Annotated in this window: 14 protein-coding genes; 7 read left to right on the top strand and 7 right to left on the bottom strand. The window is 68.5% G+C overall.

Annotated features, from left to right (window positions below; genetic code table 11):
* Position 1 precedes the first annotated feature (1 nt).
* Genes HWX08_RS25740 through HWX08_RS25730 form a run of 3 tightly spaced genes read left to right on the top strand, consistent with a single transcriptional unit; the run spans position 2 to position 3,489 of the window.
* A complete protein-coding gene (locus HWX08_RS25740) occupies positions 2 to 1,324 on the top strand; it encodes an MFS transporter (RefSeq protein ID WP_174920965.1) in 1,323 nt (440 codons plus the stop codon).
* A 38-nt stretch (positions 1,325 to 1,362) separates the two neighbouring features.
* On the top strand, positions 1,363 to 2,517 hold the full coding sequence (locus HWX08_RS25735; protein ID WP_059680269.1) for an acyl-CoA dehydrogenase family protein: 1,155 nt from the start codon (positions 1,363 to 1,365) through the stop codon (positions 2,515 to 2,517).
* A 33-nt stretch (positions 2,518 to 2,550) separates the two neighbouring features.
* The gene (locus HWX08_RS25730) at positions 2,551 to 3,489 is read left to right on the top strand and encodes an alpha/beta hydrolase (protein ID WP_174920966.1); all 939 of its coding nucleotides are present in this window, start codon (positions 2,551 to 2,553) and stop codon (positions 3,487 to 3,489) included.
* A 58-nt stretch (positions 3,490 to 3,547) separates the two neighbouring features.
* Here the strand turns inward: HWX08_RS25730 and prpF are convergent, their stop codons facing one another.
* The 4 genes from prpF to prpB form a co-directional block, all read right to left on the bottom strand.
* Positions 3,548 to 4,738 carry a 2-methylaconitate cis-trans isomerase PrpF gene (prpF, locus tag HWX08_RS25725; protein ID WP_069260921.1) on the bottom strand — a complete coding sequence of 397 codons (1,191 nt, stop codon included), beginning with the start codon at positions 4,736 to 4,738 and terminating at the stop codon, positions 3,548 to 3,550.
* Positions 4,739 to 4,764: 26 nt separating this feature from the next.
* Positions 4,765 to 7,359, bottom strand: a complete 2,595-nt coding sequence (gene acnD / locus HWX08_RS25720) for a Fe/S-dependent 2-methylisocitrate dehydratase AcnD (RefSeq protein WP_174920967.1) — start codon at positions 7,357 to 7,359, stop codon at positions 4,765 to 4,767.
* Between the two features lie 82 nt (positions 7,360 to 7,441).
* Complete coding sequence (gene prpC, locus HWX08_RS25715; RefSeq protein WP_027790338.1) at positions 7,442 to 8,614, bottom strand: bifunctional 2-methylcitrate synthase/citrate synthase; 1,173 nt, start codon at positions 8,612 to 8,614, stop codon at positions 7,442 to 7,444.
* A gap of 86 nt (positions 8,615 to 8,700) precedes the next feature.
* Positions 8,701 to 9,594 (bottom strand): methylisocitrate lyase, encoded by an 894-nt coding sequence (gene prpB / locus HWX08_RS25710; protein WP_069260923.1) that lies wholly within the window; start codon positions 9,592 to 9,594, stop codon positions 8,701 to 8,703.
* Positions 9,595 to 9,765: 171 nt separating this feature from the next.
* Between prpB and prpR the strand changes: the two genes are divergently transcribed.
* Complete coding sequence (gene prpR / locus HWX08_RS25705; protein ID WP_174920968.1) at positions 9,766 to 11,748, top strand: propionate catabolism operon regulatory protein PrpR; 1,983 nt, start codon at positions 9,766 to 9,768, stop codon at positions 11,746 to 11,748.
* A gap of 46 nt (positions 11,749 to 11,794) precedes the next feature.
* On the opposite strand, the gene HWX08_RS25700 is transcribed toward prpR, so the two are convergent.
* On the bottom strand, positions 11,795 to 12,439 hold the full coding sequence (locus HWX08_RS25700; protein WP_069260925.1) for a CGNR zinc finger domain-containing protein: 645 nt from the start codon (positions 12,437 to 12,439) through the stop codon (positions 11,795 to 11,797).
* 100 nt (positions 12,440 to 12,539) lie between these two features.
* On the opposite strand from HWX08_RS25700, the gene HWX08_RS25695 reads away from it, so the two are divergent.
* Entirely contained in the window at positions 12,540 to 12,923 is a 384-nt protein-coding gene (locus HWX08_RS25695; RefSeq protein ID WP_069260926.1) for a VOC family protein, read from the top strand.
* A 111-nt stretch (positions 12,924 to 13,034) separates the two neighbouring features.
* On the opposite strand, the gene HWX08_RS25690 is transcribed toward HWX08_RS25695, so the two are convergent.
* A complete protein-coding gene (locus HWX08_RS25690; RefSeq protein WP_107313390.1) occupies positions 13,035 to 13,883 on the bottom strand; it encodes an ureidoglycolate lyase in 849 nt (282 codons plus the stop codon).
* A 663-nt stretch (positions 13,884 to 14,546) separates the two neighbouring features.
* Here HWX08_RS25690 and HWX08_RS25685 point away from each other — a divergent pair.
* Together HWX08_RS25685 and HWX08_RS25680 are read left to right on the top strand one after the other, a co-directional pair.
* Positions 14,547 to 15,368, top strand: a complete 822-nt coding sequence (locus tag HWX08_RS25685) for an IclR family transcriptional regulator (RefSeq protein WP_069260928.1) — start codon at positions 14,547 to 14,549, stop codon at positions 15,366 to 15,368.
* A gap of 173 nt (positions 15,369 to 15,541) precedes the next feature.
* A complete protein-coding gene (locus HWX08_RS25680) occupies positions 15,542 to 16,093 on the top strand; it encodes a hypothetical protein (RefSeq protein ID WP_069260929.1) in 552 nt (183 codons plus the stop codon).
* Positions 16,094 to 16,747: 654 nt separating this feature from the next.
* On the opposite strand, the gene HWX08_RS25675 is transcribed toward HWX08_RS25680, so the two are convergent.
* Positions 16,748 to 19,105 (bottom strand): GNAT family N-acetyltransferase, encoded by a 2,358-nt coding sequence (locus tag HWX08_RS25675; protein WP_174920969.1) that lies wholly within the window; start codon positions 19,103 to 19,105, stop codon positions 16,748 to 16,750.
* Positions 19,106 to 19,580 lie beyond the last annotated feature (475 nt).

Here is a 19,580-nt window from a genome sequence, read left to right as displayed (position 1 = left end):
CATGACCCCGACCCTTTCGACCCACCCGACCGCCGTCGACGAAGGCGCGACGCCGGCGCTCTACCGCCGGATCTCGCGCCGGCTGCTGCCGTTCCTGATCCTCTGCTACACGCTGTCGTTCATCGACCGGATCAACATCGGCTTCGCGCACGCGCAGATGGCGGCCGAGCTGCACTTCTCCGACGCCGTCTACGGGCTCGGCGCGGGCATCTTCTTCCTCGGCTACATGGCGTTCGAGATTCCGAGCAACGCGCTGCTTGCACGAATCGGCGCACGCAAGACGATCGCGCGAATCATGGTGCTGTGGGGGCTCGGCTCGGCCGCGACGATGTTCGTCACGACACCCGCGCAGTTCTACGCGTGTCGCTTCCTGCTCGGCGTGTTCGAGGCCGGTTTCTTCCCCGGCATCCTGTTCTATCTCGGCGCGTGGTATCCGCCGCGGCAGCGCGCGAAAGCGTTCGCGCTCTTCATGACCGCGTTGTATCTCGCGGGGCTGATCGCCGGCCCCGTGTCGGGCGCGATTCTGTCGTACTTCGACGGCGCCGCCGGCCTGAGCGGCTGGCAATGGCTGTTCCTCGTCGAAGGGCTGCCGAGCAGCATGCTCGGCCTCGTCGCACTGCGCTTTCTCGACGACCGGCCGGACGACGCGCGCTGGCTGTCGGACGCCGACAAGGCCGCGCTGCGCGCCGCGCACACGCAGGCCGAAGCCGGCACGCCGAACGCGCACGCGGCGCGGCCGCTGCTCGCACACCGCGATTTCTGGCTGCTGTGCGCGGCCAATTTCGCGATCGCGGCCGCCGGCTATGCGCTGGTGTTCTGGATGCCCGTGATCCTGCATCGCGGCGGCCTGCATGGCGCGATGCAGATCGGGCTGCTGTCCGCGCTGCCTTACCTGTGCGGCATCGTCGGGATGCTCGGGATGGGCTGGCGCACCGCACGCCGGCGCGAATGGCGCGGGCACGGTGCGGTCGCGATGCTCGCATGCGCAGCGGCGCTCGCCGGGCTCGCGAGCGTCGCGGGCACGCCGCAGCTGGTGATCGCGCTGTGCATCGCGGTCGCCACGCACGCCGCCGCGCTACCGGCGTTCTGGGTGCTGCCGGGGCTGGCGTTGCCGAAGCGCGCGATGGCGGTCGCGATCGCGGCGATCACGATGTCCGGCGCGATCGGCGGATTCGCGAGCCCGTTCCTGATGGGCGTGCTCAACACGGCCACCGGATCGATGCGCGGCGGGCTCTATTTCAACGCCGCGCTGCTCGCGGCCGGCGCCATCGCGTTGCTCGGCACGCTGCGCGGCGGCGCAGCGGATCGTCAGGATGCGGGCTGACCGCATCGCCATCTCCTTCCTCACCCTCATCGACTCTCATGAATTTCGAACTCGAACTCGATCACCGGATGATCCGCGACCTCGTCGCACGCTTCGTGAAGGACGAGCTGATTCCGCTCGAAGCGGCCGTGATGGCGCGCGAGGCCGACGGCCAGCGCTTCGGGCTGCTCGACGACGAACGCGCGCACCTCGACGAACGCTCCCGGCAGCTCGGCCTGTGGGGGCTCGACGCGCCGCCCGACGCGGGCGGCGCCGACCTGCCGGCCGTCGCGATGGTCGGCGTGAACGAAGCGATCGGCACGACCGTCACCCCGTACATCCTGCCGCCCGATTCGCCAAATCTGCGGATGCTGTGCGAAGTGGCCGACGACGCGCAGCGCGCGCGCTATCTCGACCCGTACGCACGCGGCGAAACGCGCGCCGCGATGGCGATCTCCGAGCCGGGTGCCGGCTCCGACCCGGGCGCGTTGTCCACGACGGCCGTGCGGGACGGCGACAGCTGGGTGCTGAACGGTCGAAAGATCTGGATCAGCCATGCGCCCGAAGCCGACTGGACGATCGTGATGGCGCTCACCGACCGCAGCAAGGGCAAGCGCGGCGGCATGTCGGCGTTCATCGTCGAGCGCGACACGCCGGGCTTCGTCATCGAACGCCGGATTCCGATGATCGGCGGGCTGGCCACGTACGAAATCGTGCTGGAAGACTGTCGCCTTCCCGGCGCGCAACTGCTGGGCCGGGAAGGCGCCGGGTTCGCGCCGATGCAGGCACGGCTCGCGAACCGGCGGCTGGAGATGGCCGCGTGGTGCATCGGGCGCGCCGAGCGCGCGGTCGCGATGTTGTGCGACCATGCGAAACAGCGCACGACCTTCGGCGTGCCGCTCGCGGATCGGCAGGCGATCCAGTGGTGGGTCGCCGATGCGCTGACGCAAATCCACGCGTGCCGCCTGATGACCTACGAAGCGGCCGCACGCGTGGATGCCGGGCAGGACGCGCGAACGCAGATTTCGATGGTCAAGGTGTTCGCGACCGAAATGGCGTCGAGCGTCATCGACCATGCGATGCAGACGCTCGGCGCGATGGGCATGACGAAGGAAATGCCGTTGCAGCAGATGGCCAGCGAAGCGCGCTTGATGCGCATCTTCGAGGGCCCTTCCGAGGTACACCGTTGGGTCGTCGCACGCAGCGTACTGTGACCGCGCAGCCCAACTCCACGATGGAGCCGCGCGTTGAATACCCTGCATCTCGTCGATCCTGAAATCCGCCCGCTGCTCAGGATCTGGCCGACCGTCACGCTCAGCGCCGACAACCTCGCGCAGTCGCGCGAACGCGTGCTGCCGCTGCCGCCGCCCGACCTCGTCGGCAGCACGCTCGAACACCGCCAGGTGCCCGGCCCGGCCGGCGCACCGGACGTGCCGGTCCTCGTCTACCGGCCCGAGGCCGGCACGCGCCCGCTCCCGGCGATCGTCCACATGCACGGCGGCGGCTACGTGCGCGGTGCGGCGAAGGATCTCGAAGCGGTGCACCGGTCGCTCGTGACGCAGCTCGGCTGCGCACTGATCTCGATCGATTACCGCCTCGCGCCGGAAACCGTGTTTCCCGGCGCGATCGAGGACTGCTACGCGGCGCTCGCGTGGGTCTTCCGCGAAGCCGATGCGCTCGGCCTCGACGCATCGCGAATCGGCGTGGCAGGCGAGAGCGCGGGCGGCGGGCTCGCCGCCGCACTGGCGTTGCTGGCCCGCGACCGCAACGAATACCGGCTCGCGTTCCAGCATCTGATCTATCCGATGCTCGACGATCGCACCTGCACGCGCGCACCGCATCCGCATGCCGGCGAGTTTGTCTGGCATGCGGCCAACAACCGGTTCGGCTGGACCTCGCTGCTCGGTCACGCGCCGGGCATCGACGGCGTGTCGCCGTATGCCGCCGCCGCACGCGCGACACGGCTCGACGGCCTGCCGCCCACGTTCCTGTCGATCGGCTCGCTCGACCTGTTCCTTGACGAAAATCTCGACTACGCGCAGCGCCTGCTGCGCGCGGGCGTGCCGACCGAACTGCACGTGCTGCCCGGGGGCGTGCACGGTTTCGACATCGTGCCCGGTGCGCGCGTGTCCGAAGCCGCACGCCGCCTCAGCCACGATGCACTGCGCCGCTTCCTGCGCGGATGACGAAAACGACGCGGGCGGCCGAAGCCGCCCGCGTCCGCACTGCTGAAACCGCCAACGCTCAGAACGCGTCGCCCGGCACCCTCACCCAGCCTTCCATCAGCACGCGCGCACTGCGGCTCATGATCGCCTTGGTAACGGTCCACTCGCCGTTCTCGAGCCGCGCCTCCGCGCCGACGCGCAGCGTGCCCGACGGATGACCGAAGCGCACCGCGTTGCGCTCGCCGCCGCCCGCCGCGAGGTTGACGAGCGTGCCGGGGATCGCCGCGGCCGTGCCGATCGCGACCGCCGCCGTTCCCATCATCGCGTGGTGCAGCTTGCCCATCGACATCGCGCGCACCAGCAGGTCGACGTCACCCGCATTCACGCGCTTGCCGCTCGATGCGACGTAATCGGCCGGCTTCGCGACGAACGCGATCTTCGGCGTGTGCTGCCGCGTCGCGATTTCGTCGAGCGTGTCGATCAGGCCCATGCGCAGCGCGCCGTGCGCGCGGATCGTCTCGAACTTCTCGAGCGCCTTCGCGTCGCCGTTGATCGCGTCCTGCAGCTCGGTGCCGGTATAGCCGATCGCTTCCGCCTCGACGAAGATCGTCGGAATTCCCGCGTTGATCATCGTCGCCTTCAGCGTGCCGACGCCCGGCACCGCGAGATCGTCGACGAGATTGCCGGTCGGGAACATCGACCCGCCCGCGCCTTCCTCCTCGGCGGCCGGGTCCATGAACTCGAGCTGCACTTCGGCGGCCGGGAACGTGACGCCGTCCAGTTCGAAGTCGCCCGTCTCCTGCACCGCACCGTTCGTGACCGGCACGTGCGCGACGATCGTCTTGCCGATGTTCGCCTGCCAGATCCGCACGGTCGCGACGCCGTCGCGCGGCACCCGCGCCGGATCGACGAGCCCGCCGCTGATCGCGAACGGGCCGACCGCCGCCGACAGGTTGCCGCAGTTGCCGGTCCAGTCGACGAATGCCTTGTCGATCGCGACCTGGCCGAACAGGTAGTCGACGTCGTGACCGGGCCGCGCGCTCTTCGACACGATCACCGTCTTGCTGGTGGACGACGTCGCGCCGCCCATCCCGTCGATCTGCTTGCCGTACGGATCGGGGCTGCCGATCACGCGCAGCAGCAGCGCATCGCGCGCGGCGCCCGGCACCTGCGCGGCGTCCGGCAGGTCCTGCAGCCGGAAGAACACGCCCTTGCTGGTGCCGCCGCGAATATAGGTCGCGGGAATCCTGATTTGAGGAGTGTGAGCCATGTGTGCGTTATCCCTGTGTGACCCGATCAGGCCGCCTGCGACGATTCGAGGAAGTCCTGCGCGAAACGCTGCAGCACGCCGCCCGCTTCGTAGATCGACACTTCCTCGGCCGTATCGAGCCGGCACGTCATCGGCACCTCGACGCGCTCGCCGTTCTTGCGGTGAATCACGAGCGTGAGATCGGCGCGCGGCGTGCGCTCGCCGATCACGTCGAAGGTCTCGGTGCCGTCGATGCCGAGCGTCGTCCGGTTCGTGCCGGGCTTGAACTCGAGCGGCAGCACGCCCATCCCGATCAGGTTCGTGCGGTGGATCCGCTCGAAGCCTTCGGCGGCGATCGCCTCGACGCCCGCGAGCCGCACGCCCTTCGCGGCCCAGTCGCGCGACGAGCCCTGGCCGTAATCGGCGCCGGCCACGACGATCAGCGGTTGCTTGCGATTCATGTACGTCTCGATCGCTTCCCACATCCGCATGACCTTGCCTTCCGGCTCGACGCGCGCGAGCGAGCCCTTCTTCACCGCGCCGTCCACCACCGCCATCTCGTTGATCAGCGTCGGGTTCGCGAAGGTCGCGCGCTGCGCGGTCAGGTGGTCTCCCCGGTGCGTCGCGTACGAGTTGAAGTCTTCTTCCGGCAGGCCCATCTTCGCGAGGTATTCGCCGGCCGCGCTATCCGGCAGGATCGCGTTCGACGGCGACAGGTGATCGGTCGTGATGTTGTCGCCGAGCACCGCGAGCGGGCGCATGCCCTTGAGCGTGCGCTCGCCGGCCAGCGCGCCTTCCCAGTACGGCGGTCGGCGGATGTACGTGCTCTGCGCGCGCCAGTCGTACAGCGGCGCCGCACGCTCGCCCGCGTCGGCCGCGCGCGCGAACATCGGCTCGTAGACCTTGCGGAACTGCTCGGGCTTCACGCTCGACGCGACGATCGCATCGATCTCGTCGTCGGTCGGCCAGATGTCCTTCAGCGTGACGGGCTTGCCGTCCTGGTCATGGCCGAGCACGTCTTTCTCGATGTCGAAGCGGATCGTGCCGGCGATCGCATACGCGACGACGAGCGGCGGCGACGCGAGGAACGCCTGCTTCGCATACGGGTGAATGCGGCCGTCGAAGTTGCGGTTGCCGGACAGCACGGCCGTCGCGTACAAATCGCGATCGACGATCTCCTGCTGGATCTTCGGGTCGAGCGCGCCCGACATCCCGTTGCAGGTCGTGCACGCGAACGCGACGATGCCGAAGCCGAGCTTTTCGAGTTCGGGCAGCAGCTTCGCTTCTTCCAGATACAGTTCGACCGCCTTCGATCCCGGCGCGAGCGAGCTCTTCACCCACGGCTTGCGCGTCAGGCCGCGCGCGTTCGCGTTGCGCGCGAGCAACGCGGCGGCAATCACGTTGCGCGGGTTGCTGGTGTTCGTGCAGCTCGTGATCGCCGCGATGATCACCGCGCCGTCGGGCATCTCGCCCGCCTTCTCTTCCCACTGGCCGGCGATCCCGCGCGCGGCGAGATCGGACGTCGGCAGCCGCTTGTGCGGGTTCGACGGGCCGGCCATGTTGCGCACGACGCTCGACAGGTCGAACGTCAGCGTGCGCTCGTACTGCGCGTCGTTCAGCGTGTCGGCCCACAGGCCGGCCGTCTTCGCGTAGGTCTCGACGAGCTTCACCTGTTCGTCGCTGCGGCCGGTGAGGCGCAGGTAGTCGGTCGTCTGGCCGTCGATGAAGAACATCGCGGCCGTCGCGCCATATTCGGGCGCCATGTTCGAGATCGTCGCGCGATCGCCGAGCGTCAGGCTCGCCGCGCCTTCACCGCGGAATTCCAGATATGCGCCGACCACTTTTTCCTTGCGCAGGAACTCGGTCAGCGCGAGCACGATGTCGGTCGCGGTGATGCCGGGCTGGCGCTTGCCGGTCAGCTCGACGCCGACGATGTCGGGCAGGCGCATCCACGATGCGCGGCCGAGCATCACGTTCTCCGCCTCGAGCCCGCCGACACCGATCGCGATCACGCCGAGCGCGTCGACGTGCGGCGTGTGGCTGTCGGTGCCGACACAGGTGTCCGGGTACGCGACGCCGTCCTGCGCCTGGATCACCGGCGACATCTTCTCCAGGTTGATCTGGTGCATGATGCCGTTGCCCGGCGGGATCACGTCGACGTTCTCGAACGCCTTCTTCGTCCACTCGATGAAGTGGAAGCGATCCTCGTTGCGGCGATCCTCGATCGCGCGGTTCTTCGCGAACGCGTCCGGATCGAAGCCGCCGCATTCGACGGCGAGCGAGTGGTCGACGATCAGCTGCACGGGCACGACCGGGTTCACCTTCGCCGGGTCGCCGCCGCCGTCGGCGATCGCGTCGCGCAGGCCGGCGAGGTCGACGAGCGCGGTCTGCCCGAGGATGTCGTGACACACGACGCGCGCCGGGAACCACGGGAAATCGCGTTCGCGCTTGCGCTCGACGATCTGCTTCAGCGAATCGGCGAGGATCGCCGGATCGCAGCGGCGCACGAGGTTTTCGGCGAGCACGCGCGACGTGTACGGCAGCGTGTCGTAGGCGCCGGGCGCGATCGCTTCGACCGCGGCGCGCGCGTCGAAATAGTCCAGCGACGTGCCGGGCAAGGGTTTGCGGTAGGCGGTATTCATGATGTGGGGCGGAATTCGGGGTAACACGTAGCGCGCGCGCCGGCTGCCCGCATCACGGGCGCCGGCGCGCGCGGCGGGCGTTTCAACGCTTCTCGATCGGCACGAACTGCAGGTCTTCCGGACCGGTGTAGTTCGCGCTCGGCCGGATGATCTTGTTGTCGATGCGCTGCTCGATGATGTGCGCGCTCCAGCCCGACGTACGCGAGATCACGAACAGCGGCGTGAACATCGCGGTCGGCACGCCCATCATGTGATACGACACCGCGCTGAACCAGTCGAGGTTCGGGAACATCTTCTTCGCTTCCCACATGACCGATTCGAGGCGCTCGGCGATGTTGTACAGCTTCAGGTCGCCCGCTTCCTTCGACAGCTTGTGCGCGACGCCCTTGATCACCTTGTTGCGCGGATCGGAGATCGTGTAGACCGGGTGGCCGAAGCCGATCACGACTTCCTTGTTCTCGACGCGGCGGCGGATGTCGGCTTCGGCGTCGTCCGGCGAGCTGTAGCGGCTCTGGATTTCATACGCGACTTCGTTCGCGCCGCCGTGCTTCGGCCCGCGCAGCGCGCCGATCGCGCCGGTGATCGCCGAGTAGATGTCCGAGCCCGTGCCCGCGATCACGCGGCCGGTGAACGTCGACGCGTTGAACTCGTGCTCCGCGTACAGGATCAGCGACGTGTGCATCGCCTCGACCCACGACTTCGACGGCGTCTTGCCGTGCAGCAGGTGCAGGAAGTGGCCGCCGATCGAATCGTCGTCGGTTTCCGTCTCGATGCGCTTGCCGTTGTGCGAGAAGTGATACCAGTACAGCAGCATCGAGCCGAGCGACGCCATCAGGCGGTCGGCGATGTCGCGCGCGCCCGGCAGGTTGTGGTCGTCCTTCTCCGGCAGCACGGTGCCGAGCACCGACACGCCCGTGCGCATCACGTCCATCGGATGCGCGGACGCCGGGATCTGCTCGAGCGCCGCCTTCAGCGCGTTCGGCAGCCCGCGCAGCGCGCGCAGCTTCGCCTTGTACGCGGCCAGTTCGGTCAGGTTCGGCAGCGTGCCGTGCACGAGCAGGTGCGCGATTTCCTCGAATTCGCACGATTCGGCGACGTCGAGAATGTCGTAGCCGCGATAGTGCAGGTCGTTGCCGGTCTTGCCGACCGTGCACAGCGCCGTGTTGCCCGCGGTCACGCCCGACAGCGCCACCGACTTCTTCGGCTTGAATGCGCCTGCGGCGGCCGGTGCTGCTGCGTCTTTCGTCTCGCTCATGTTTCCGTTCTCCACTGTGTATCGGGGGTGTTAGTCATGGGCCGGCCTTGGCGCTTCAGCGCCTGGTGCGGCCCCATGCGGGCGCGTTACTTCTTGCCCTGCGCGAACAGCTCGTCGAGCTTGCGCTCGTATTCGTGATAGCCGAGGTAGTCGTACAGCTCGGCGCGCGTCTGCATCGTCGGCACGGCCGCCTTCTGCGTGCCGTCGCGGCGCAGCGTTTCGTAGAAGTTCAGCGCGGCCTTGTTCATCGCGCGATACGCGCCGCAGCAGTACAGCGCGATGTCGACGTTCGCCTCGCGCAGTTCGTCGAGCGTGAACAGCGGCGTCGAGCCGAATTCGGTGAGGTTCGCGAGAATCGGCACCTTCACGGCCGCCTTGAAGCGGCGGTAGTCGTCGAGCGACTTCATCGCTTCCGGGAAGATCATGTCCGCGCCGGCTTCGACGTAGGCCACCGCACGCTCGATCGCCGCGTCGATCCCTTCGGCCGCGGCGGCGTCGGTACGCGCCATGATCACGAACTGGTCGTCGGTACGCGCATCGACCGCGGCCTTCACGCGATCGACCATTTCCTCGGTCGGCACGACTTCCTTGCCCGGACGGTGGCCGCAGCGCTTCTGACCGACCTGGTCTTCCAGGTGCACGGCCGCGACGCCGGCCTTGATGAACGAACGCACCGTGCGCGCGATATTGAACGCGCCGCCCCAGCCCGTGTCGATGTCGACGAGCAGCGGCAGGTCGGTCGCGTTGGTGATCCGGTTCGCGTCGATCAGCACGTCTTCCATCGTGCTGATGCCGAGGTCGGGAATGCCCAGCGAGTTCGCGGCCACGCCGCCACCCGACAGGTAGACGGCCTTGAAACCGACGGCCTGCGCCATCTTGGCCGCGTACGCGGTGATCGCGCCGACCACCTGCAGCGGTTGTTCCGCCGCGACTGCCGCGCGGAATTTCGCGCCGGCGCTCTGAAGATGCGTATTGCTCATGAACGGCCTCCTGATGGAATGCCCGATTTACAGCAAGGACCGGGCCAGGTCGCGAAACGTCGCTAACCCCCTGATTCTTAAGCAACCGGCACGGGCGATGCGGCGCCCGGTGATTTCAATTTGGCAATTTCATGTTTCAAAAATGAAATCGCGCGCGCATAATCGGCCGTCATGGACCTCTCCTCGACCAAGCCCGTCGGCCCGGCCGACCGCACGGTGCGCCCGCGCATCTGGGCGATGGGCATCAGCCGCCTGCGCGACCTGTTTCGCGAGATCGCCGGCGAATTCGACGAACGCGCGGACGTGCGCATCGTCACGCGCGCCTATGAGGATGCGCTCAGCGCGATCGCCGAGGCCGGCACCGCGCGGCCCGACGTGATCGTCGCGGCCGGCTCGAACGGCGGCTTCCTGAAAACGCGTGCGCAGGTGCCGGTGGTGGTCGTGTCGCCGACCGGCTTCGACGTGATGCAGGCGCTCGCGCGCGCCCGGCGCGACGCGTCGCGGATCGCACTCGTCAGCGCCGGCGAGACGCCGCCCGAAGTGCGCCGCTTCGTCGCCGCCTACGGCCTCGACGTGCAGTTTGCGTCATATCAGTCCGCGCAGGAAGCGGAAGCCTGCGTGCACGACCTGCACGACCGCGGCATCGAGACGATCGTCGGCCCCGGCCTCGTCACCGATCTCGCCGCGAGCGCCGGCATGGGCGCGGTGTTCCTGTATTCGCACGCGTCGGTGCGCAAGGCGGTCGAGACGGCGCTCGAAGTCGCGTACGCGACGCATGCCGAGGCGTTCCGGCGCCAGCGGCTCGACACGCTGCTCCAGCATCTGCGCGACGGCGTGGTCGCGCTCGACGCGCACGGCCGTGTCGAGGCGATCAACGAGCGGCTTGCGTCGGCGCTCGGGGTCGAACCCGCGGCGGCGGTCGGCCGCGCGCTCGTCGACCTGCGGCCCGAGCTGCGTACGCTGCGCGGCGAGGACGGCGACGCGCTCGCGACCGTGCGCGGCGTGCGCTACGTCGTGCATCGCGGGCCGCTCGTCGATCGCGGCGTCACCTCGGGCAGCGTGCTGACGTTCCAGGAATCTCGCGCGGTCGAACGGCTCGACCGTGCGCTGCGTTCGCAGCCGACCACGCAGCAGTTCGCGGCGCGCTATGCGCTCGACGACGTGATCGGCGCATCGACGCCGATGGCGCGCGTGCGCGACCTCGTGCGCCGCTACGCGAAATCCGACGCGACCGTGCTCGTGCTCGGCGAAAGCGGCACCGGCAAGGAGATGATCGCGCAGAGCCTGCACGGGCTGTCCGCGCGGCGCAGCTATCCGTTCGTCGCGGTCAACTGCGGCGCGTTTCCGGAAGCGCTGCTCGAAAGCGAGCTGTTCGGCTACGAGGAAGGCGCGTTCACCGGTGCGCGACGCGGCGGCAAGACCGGCCTGTTCGAAGCCGCGCACCGCGGGACGCTGTTTCTCGACGAGATCGGCGAGATGCCGCCGTCGCTGCAGAGCCGGCTGCTGCGCGTGCTGCAGGAGCGCGAGGTGATCCGCCTCGGCTCGACCGAGCCGATCCGCATCGACGTGCGCGTGATCGCCGCGACGCACCGGCCGCTGCTCGCGGCCGTCGAGGCCGGCACGTTCCGCGCGGATCTCTACTACCGGCTCAACATCCTGAACGTCGGCCTGCCGCCGCTGCGCGAGCGCGCGGCCGACATCCCGGCGCTCGCGGCCACGCTGCTCGTGCAGGCCGCGCGACGCGAGCCGCGTCTCGCCGAACGCCTGCGCGACGCCGCCGACGCGACGCGCGTGCTCGGCGCGACGCAGGCCGCGCTCGCGCGCTACCGGTGGCCCGGCAACGTGCGCGAACTGCAGAACGTGATCGAGCGGATCGCGGTGGAACTCGCCGAGGACGCCGATGAAAGCGATTCCGCCGCCGCATGCGCGACGCTCGCTCCCGACGCGCTGCAGGCGATCGCGCCCGAGCTGTTCGCGGCGCCGCCCGACGCGACCGACGACGACGATGCGCGCACGCTGCACGCGCGCCGCCGTCGCGCGGAAGCCGACGAGATCCGCGCGGTACTCGACGCGTGCGGCGGCGACCGCGACCGCGCATGCGCGATGCTCGGCATCAGCAAGACGACGCTGTGGCGGAAGTTGTCGGCGAAGTAGGGGCGGCCGCGCGTCGCGAACGAGCCGGCCGCCTGTCGGCCTGGCGTCAATCGGCCTTGTGATAGTGGCGGTACGCCTTCGCGCGGTTGCCGCACGACGACATCGAGCACCAGCGACGGCTGCCGTTCTTGCTGTCGTCGATGAACAGCCACTGGCATTCGTCGTTCGCGCAACGCTTGACCTTCGCGAGCCGCACGCCGCCGAGCAGGTCGATCGCCGACCACAGGACGGGGCTCAGCAGCCCGGCCACCGTCGCGCCGCGATCCCCGATCCGCCACGCATAGCCGCCGTCGATGCGCACCAGCGCGACGCGCGGCGCCGCTTCCGCCAGGAAACCGCCGAGCAGCGCGAGATCGTCGGCGTGCGGCTCGCGCTGTTCGGCCTGCGCATGAAAGAGCCGGTACAGCGCCTCGCGCAACGCGAGCGCGCGCGCCAGCATCGTCGGCTCGTCCTCCGCTTCGCCGCGCGCGCAGCACGCTTGCGCGAAGCCGGCCGGCACGCCGGCCTGCTCCCGGCACCATGCCAGCAGGTCGTCCATCGTGCCGAAGGTTTCCGTCGGCGACTCGCAGCCGCGCCAGTACAGCGTGTTCGCGAAATCGATGCTCAGGGTATCGGGCGGCGCCGGAATCAGGCCGTCCATCGTGACGGAAGGTTGCGTATCGCTCATGCCCGGATCGTATCTAACCACCATGCCGGTTGACAAGCCCGAAGGCGCTTCCTAACATAACCGGCATGGTGGTTAAAACAACGACGCTGCACTGAATCCCCTGTCAGTCCAAGGAGCCAACCCAATGATCGATCACCTTTCTTTCGGCGTTGCACACATCGGCCGCAGCCGGGCTTTCTACGACAGCACCCTCGGCGCGCTCGGCTACAAGCGGCTGTACAGCGACGACGACGCCATCGGATACGGCTCAACCGAGCCGGAGCTGTGGTTGCAGCATGCGGCTCGCCCCATCGCCGCCGATCCCGATTCGGGGCTGCACCTGTCGTTCAAGGCCGCGTCGCCTGTCGAAGTCGACGCGTTCTACCGCGCCGCGCTCGAGCACGGCGGCCAGGACAACGGTGGCCCCGGCAAGCGCGAACACTATGGCCCCGGCTACTACGCGGCGTTCGTCGTCGATCCCGACGGGTATCGGCTGGAAGCGCATTGCGAACTCGACAACGTCGTCTGATCAAGACTGCGCACCCATGCCAAAGGCCCGATTCCGCGCGACGCGGAATCGGGCCTTTGCCGTTGAATCGCGGGTATCCGGCGCCCGTTCGCGGGATCGCCGGGTGCGCGGCTATCGCGCGTCGCGCGTGCGCTGCAGTTGCTCGCCGAGCCCCTCGACACCGAGGCGCACCGTCTGGCCGGCCTTCAGGAATACCGGCGACGGCTTGACGCCCATGCCGACACCCGGCGGCGTGCCGGTCGTGATCACGTCGCCCGGCTGCAGGGTCATGCAGCTCGACAGATAGGCGATCAACTGCGCGACGGTGAACACCATCGTGCGCGTGTTGCCGTTCTGATAGCGGTGGCCGTCGATTTCGAGCCACAGGTCGAGACGCTGCGGATCGGGCACCTCGTCACGCGTGACGAGCCACGGACCGATCGGGCCGAACGTGTCGAAGCCCTTGCCCTTGTCCCACTGGCCGCCGCGCTCGATCTGCCATTCGCGCTCGGACACGTCGTTGACGACGCAGTAGCCTGCGACGTAATCGAGCGCGCGCGCTTCGTCGACGTCCTTGCAGGTCGCGCCGATCACGACGCCCAGTTCGACCTCCCAGTCGGTCTTGACCGACCCTTTCGGGATGTCGATGCCGTCGTTCGGCCCGCAGATCGAACTCGTCCACTTGCCGAACACGACCGGTTCCTTCGGCACCGGCATGCCGGCTTCGGCCGCGTGATCGGCGTAGTTCAGGCCGATGCCGATGAACTTGCCGACCTGCCCGACGCACGCGCCGATGCGCGGCTCGCCCGACACGAGCGGCAGCGTGGCCGGATCGATCGCGCGCAGCCGCGCGAGACCGGCGTCGGACAGCGCGTCGCCGGACAGATCCGGCACATGCGCGGACAGGTCGCGAATCCGGCCGTCCGCGTCGAGAATACCGGGCTTTTCCTGGCCGGACGGGCCATAGCGAAGCAGTTTCATCGTGCTCAACCTCTGTTGTCGAATGGGACAGATTACCGGCCGACGCGGCCTTTCGCGGCCGCGCACCGGACTGATTGTCGATCGTCGATTGCGCGCGTCGGCGCCGCATCCGGCACACCGTTCGACGCGCGAGGCTCGCGCGGGCGCAGCGATCGTGGCGCCGTACGGAAGTACGGCGCACATCGAACGGGCGGCCGCCGGTCTGCGCATCGGCGACGACGGCCCGGCACCCGCGACATGGTCCGGCCCGTACCGGCCGGCGGCATGCGCGGCCGCACCGTCGCTGGCCCGCCAGCCTTTGTACCATCGGCCGCGCGCGGTGAAATGGCCCGCGACGGATACCGACTATTGGTGCGCCCGTGGACGCTGCGGCGCAGCATCGCGGGCAATGACGCCACCCGGTTTCCTTTCGAACACCTTGAACCGGTGCCACCTGTCATGAATACTGGGTATTCGGGGCTTCCCTGTCATCCCAAAAAGGAATCGATCCGTTCTTGTGTGGTAACGATCGGTAAAAAAACGCTGCATTGCACACCAAATGTTTGTTGTTAAGCTCGACCGGATGGCGTTCGTCGCCACATGCGGGCTCGACACAAGCATGTTCCAGAATCGGCCAGCGTGCGTCGCCATCGATCGACAGTCATCCCCAACCTCACATCGACAATGCAACCAACCAACGACCTCCTTCCCGGCTGCGACGCACGGGAATCGATGGGCGCAATCGACCGCTATCGCGCGCCCGCGCTCGACAAGGGTCTCGACATTCTCGAACTCCTGTCGGAGCAGAAAGAAGGGCTCACCCGCACTGAAATCACGAAGGAACTCGGCCGCAACGCGAGCGAGATCTACCGGATGCTCGAACGCCTCGTCGCGCGCCGCTACGTGATGCGCTCGACCGGCGGCGACCGCTATACGCTCAGCCTCAAACTGTTCTCGCTCGCGCACCGGCATCCGCCGATGAGCCGGCTGATCGCCGAGGCGCTGCCGCCGATGCAGCGTTTCGCCGACGCCTCCGAGCAGTCGTGCCACCTGGCCGTCTACGATCGCGGCAACCTGCTCGTGATCGCGCAGGTCGACGGGCCCGGCCCGTGGGGCGTATCGGTCCGGCTCGGCTCGCACGTCGGGCTCGCCGATACGGCATCGGGCCGCGTGATGCTGTCGTTCCAGAGCGCCGAGCAGCGCGCGTGCATGCTCGCCGAGCACCGCAAGGTCAAGGGCGAGGCGCCGTTGAACGAGCAGGAACTCGCGTATGCGTGCCAGTCCATCCGGCAGGCCGGCTATCTGCGTCAGGACAGCCGCCAGGCCTACGGCGTGACCGACGTGTCCGTGCCGCTCCTCGGGCCGTCGGGCCATGCGATCGCGGTGCTGACGTGCCCGTACATGCGCCGGATCGATGCGCACATGGCGCCGTCCGTCGACGCGGTGGTCGAAGGGCTGCGCGACACGGCCGCCCATCTGTCGATGTGCCGCACCGAAACCTGCTGACACGCCGGCTCGGCAACGCGCACCGGGTACCGCGCAATCGCGTCGGCCCCGGTCGCGCGCCACCCTTGCGCGCGACGCGGCGCACGGTGCGGTATCGTGCGTGCGCGGCGCTACGCTAAAATAGCGGCCCTCTCAAAAACTACGGCGGCCGGTTGTCGCGGCCGTCGTGTCCGATGGATGTCATGGCCAAACTTCTGAACGATCAAGAATTCCAGCGTTTCTCCGAACTTCAGCAGAAGCAGGCAAGCTTCACGATCACCCCCGAAGAGGCGGACGAGCTGCGCGATATCGTCGCGCGCGCGCAGAAGAAGCGCGACGATCGTGCCGCCGCAATGCAGGCGATCGAGAACTACATCGAGCAGTTCGACATCACGCCCGACGAGCTTTTCTCGCCCGAGCAGATCGGCGACGCGGCCCGCACCTATGGGCTCATCACGGCGACCAAGAAGGAACGCACGCTGCCGCCGTCGATCACGTTCAACGGCAAGCCGTATCAGTGGACCAAGACGCTTCCGGACGACGTGCGCGGCGCGCTGTTCGAAGCGTTCACGTCCGGCGAATCGATCAAGCGCTTCATCGCGATGCCGAAAGACATCGCGCGCTGCGCACTGACGATCGCCCGCCTCGAGCGCGAAACCGGCGCCGTCTATGCCGACCCCCACCTCGAGGAACTCGCGATTTCGCGCGAGCAGGTGAACGACGCGGCGTCGAAACTCGCTGCCTGATCGTTCCCGCGGGCACGGTTCATGCGTGCCCGCTCCTTGCGTGACGCCGGCCCCGGCCGGCGTTGCGCTTGCGGGAAGCGTGCGTTCGCATGCTCCCGAAAAGCCTCACCTTTGCATCCCGCAAGCGCTCACCCACCGCTCCCGAAAAAGCTCACCGATGCTCCCGGAAACGCTCACCCGGGCATCCCGGAAGTCCTCACCGACACGTCCCGCAGACCCTCACCGATACGCCCCCGGAAAGGCTCACCCACGCTTCCCGCAAGTGCTCACCGCCTATTCCCGGGAAGGCTCACCAAGCGCTCCCGTATCGTCTCACCCCTCCCCTCCTGGAGAAGCTCACCGGCGGCTCCCGAAAAGCCTCACCCTTTGGGCAGGGTCGAATTTTCGACGGCGCAATGCGACGGTCAATGCGTGCGGGCACCTGGCCGGAAACCACCGCGCGGGAGTGGCATCGCCGCAATCGGCATGCGTGTCGCCGAGCCTTTCGCGCGTCGATTTTTCGTAGCGAACAGGTAGCCATTCGTTCGCGGCGGCTGCGCTCGCGAGACCCGTTCGAATACTCTGCATTCCTGAATTGCGACGTCCGCCGCGCACCGCGAACCCGTGGACGTCGACCGCACGCAACGTCTTCGCGCGTCGAGCCGTTGGACGACGCTACGGCTGCAGCTTCATCCTGAAGCCCACGACACCGGGCTCCTCCGTCGTCGCCACCGCAAAACCGCACGCCTTCGCCAGCGAGATCATCGCCGTGTTCTCGCGCAGCGCCTCGCCGATCATCCACGCCGTTCCACGCGAGCGCGCGTAGTCGATGATCCGCGTCATCAGCAGCCGGCCCAGCCCCTTGCCCTTCTGATCGGGCCGCACCGCGATCGCGAATTCCGCCGTCTCGTTGTCGGGATCGGCCACCGCGCGCACCACCGCGAGCGTGTGGTCACGCCCCGACACGTCGGTGAACGACACGATGAAGGCCATCTCGCGGTCGTAGTCGATCTGCGTCATGCGCGCGACCTGCGAATGATCGAAGCTGCGCACCGCGCCGAAGAAACGCATCCGCAGATCGTCCGGCGTCATCGCGCCGAGCAGTTCGTTGTGCGCGGCCTCGTCTTCCGGGCGGATCGGGCGGATCGTCACCGTCTCGCCGCGCCACTCGAGCGTCTGCTCGAGGTGGCGCGGATACGGCATGATCGCGAGCCGGCTGCGCCCCGCGGCCAGCGTGATGCGCGACGCGATCACGCATGCGCGGTCGGACAGCACGCGCAGCGTGACCGACATCGCCACCACTTCGCGCACGTCGCAGACGGCCTGCGACAGCGCCGTCACCGCGTCGAGCGTCGGCTCGATCGGCGTGCTGCGCGCATACGGCGAGCGCTCCATCACCGCGCGGGCAAGCACGGTGTTCAGCGGCGGCAGGCCATAGACGACGAACGGCGCCGACACGCCGTCCGCCGGCGGCACCGCATAGCGAAACACCGGGCCGAAGTTCGAATCGTCGTACATGTCGACCGTGATATCGACGACTTTCGTGCCGGCAGGCTCGACGGCCTCCTCACCCTGCAGGCCGAAATGGGACAGCCAGCGCAGCGCGGCTTCGCCGGTCAGCTCATGCCGGCCGGCTTCGACCATCCGGCGCGCGTCGGCCTGTGCGGAGGCCACGCACTCGGCCGGCTGCGGCGGCGTGCCCTCCGGCGTCTGCATCAGCAGTTGCCGCCCGAGGTTGTAGTCGACGAGACGCGCATACGCGCGCGCGAGCCGCTGCGGCGTGGTGTGCACGGGAATGCCGTTCGCGTGCAGCGCATCGCGCGTCGCCGCGTCGACCGCGCCGAAGAAACACGCGAGGATGCCGCGATGCGCGTACTGCCGCGCTTCGATCAGCGTGCGCGCGACCGCGTCGGCCGGCGCGCTGTGGGACGTCGAATGGACGACGAACAGCGTGCCCGTTTGCGGGAACGGCGCAAGCGCCTTGATCGCGGCGGCAAAATGCTCGGGGCGCGCATCGTCGCCCAGCGTCAGCGGATTGACGGGCGATGCGAGATGCGGCAGCGCGGCCGACACGGCCGCCGTGGCCGCGGGCGACCAGCCGGTCAGCACGTCGCGCACCTCGGACACCGCATCGACCGCGAGCTTCGCGACGCCCGCATCGCTCGTCACGAGCGTGGCCGCGCCGCGCGCGGTGACGCGGCCGACCCCGAGCGTCTCGATTTCGTCGAGCAGATCGTCGAGCGCGTCGACACGCACCATCCCCGCGCGCTGGAACGCCGCCGTATAGAGCGCGTCGCCGGGATCCGCACGCCCCGTGCGCAATGCGAGCACCGGCTTGTTGCGCGCGGCCGCGCGCGCGGCGGACATGAACTTGCGTGCGGCGCGCACGGTATCGAGTTCGAGCAGGATCGCGCGCGTGCCGGGATCGCTCGCGAGATAGTCGAGGACATCGCCCGCGTCGACGTCGGACTCGCTGCCGAGCGCGACGACATGCGAAAAGCCGAGGCCCCGCGCACCGGCCCAGCCGAGCACCGCGTTCGTCAGCGCATTCGATTGCGACACCCAAGCGACGCCGCCCGAGCGCGCCGTATAGGCCGGCGCACCGAAATGCGCATGCCGCGCGGGCGACAGCACACCGAGGCTGCCGGGCCCGACGATACGGAGCACGAACGGCTTCGCCGCCTTCAGCGTGCGATCGAGCGCCGCGCGATCGGCATCCGTGCGCGCTTCGCCGACGATCACCGCCACGCGCGTGCCGAGCTCGCCGAGCTTGCGCACGATGCCGGCCCACGTCGCGGGCGGCGTGCAGATCACGGCGACCGACGGCGGCGCGGGCAGCCGGTCGACATCGGCAACGACCGCATGCCCGTGCAGGTCGCGATATTTCGGATTGACGGGCCACACGGGCCCCTCGAACGCACCGTCGAGCACGCGCGACCACACCATCGCGCCGATACTGCCCGCGCGCGACGACGCGCCGACGATCGCAACGGACCTGGGCTGGAACAACGCATCGAGATGGCGAACGGTCACATCGGCTCCCTGCGGTAACGAAAGACGACCCGATCGGCATGCGGCACGGACGGTGCGATGCGCCGATCGACGCGAACTCCAAGCATAGGCGAAGCGCATGCGGCTGCCTATATGCCGAACGGCCGACTGTTCGACACGCGTCAACGCCCGCACCATGAGCACGCGACACGAACACGGAAGCCATCGCCGCGCATCGCGCCGCGCATTCGCCCGGCGACCGCGGTGCCGTCATGCGGCGCGACGCTGCGTCCACTTCGTCAAAGGTGAGGATTTACAGGAGCCATGGTGAGTATCTTCGGGATTTGCACGGCGTCACGCGCAAACGCGCGAAAGGTGATCGGAATTCGCGGCACGCGTGCACCGCGAGAATCGCGCAGGCCGATGCATCCGTGCTGCGCGATGACACGCTTGTATACGGGAATTCGCCGCGATATGCGGCCGAATCGCAGCGAATTCGCGCAACGGCATCCGTTCA

The sequence above is a fragment of the Burkholderia metallica genome, assembly GCF_902832845.1.
Lineage (GTDB): Bacteria > Pseudomonadota > Gammaproteobacteria > Burkholderiales > Burkholderiaceae > Burkholderia > Burkholderia metallica.
This window is presented reverse-complemented; position numbering and strand designations above follow the sequence as displayed.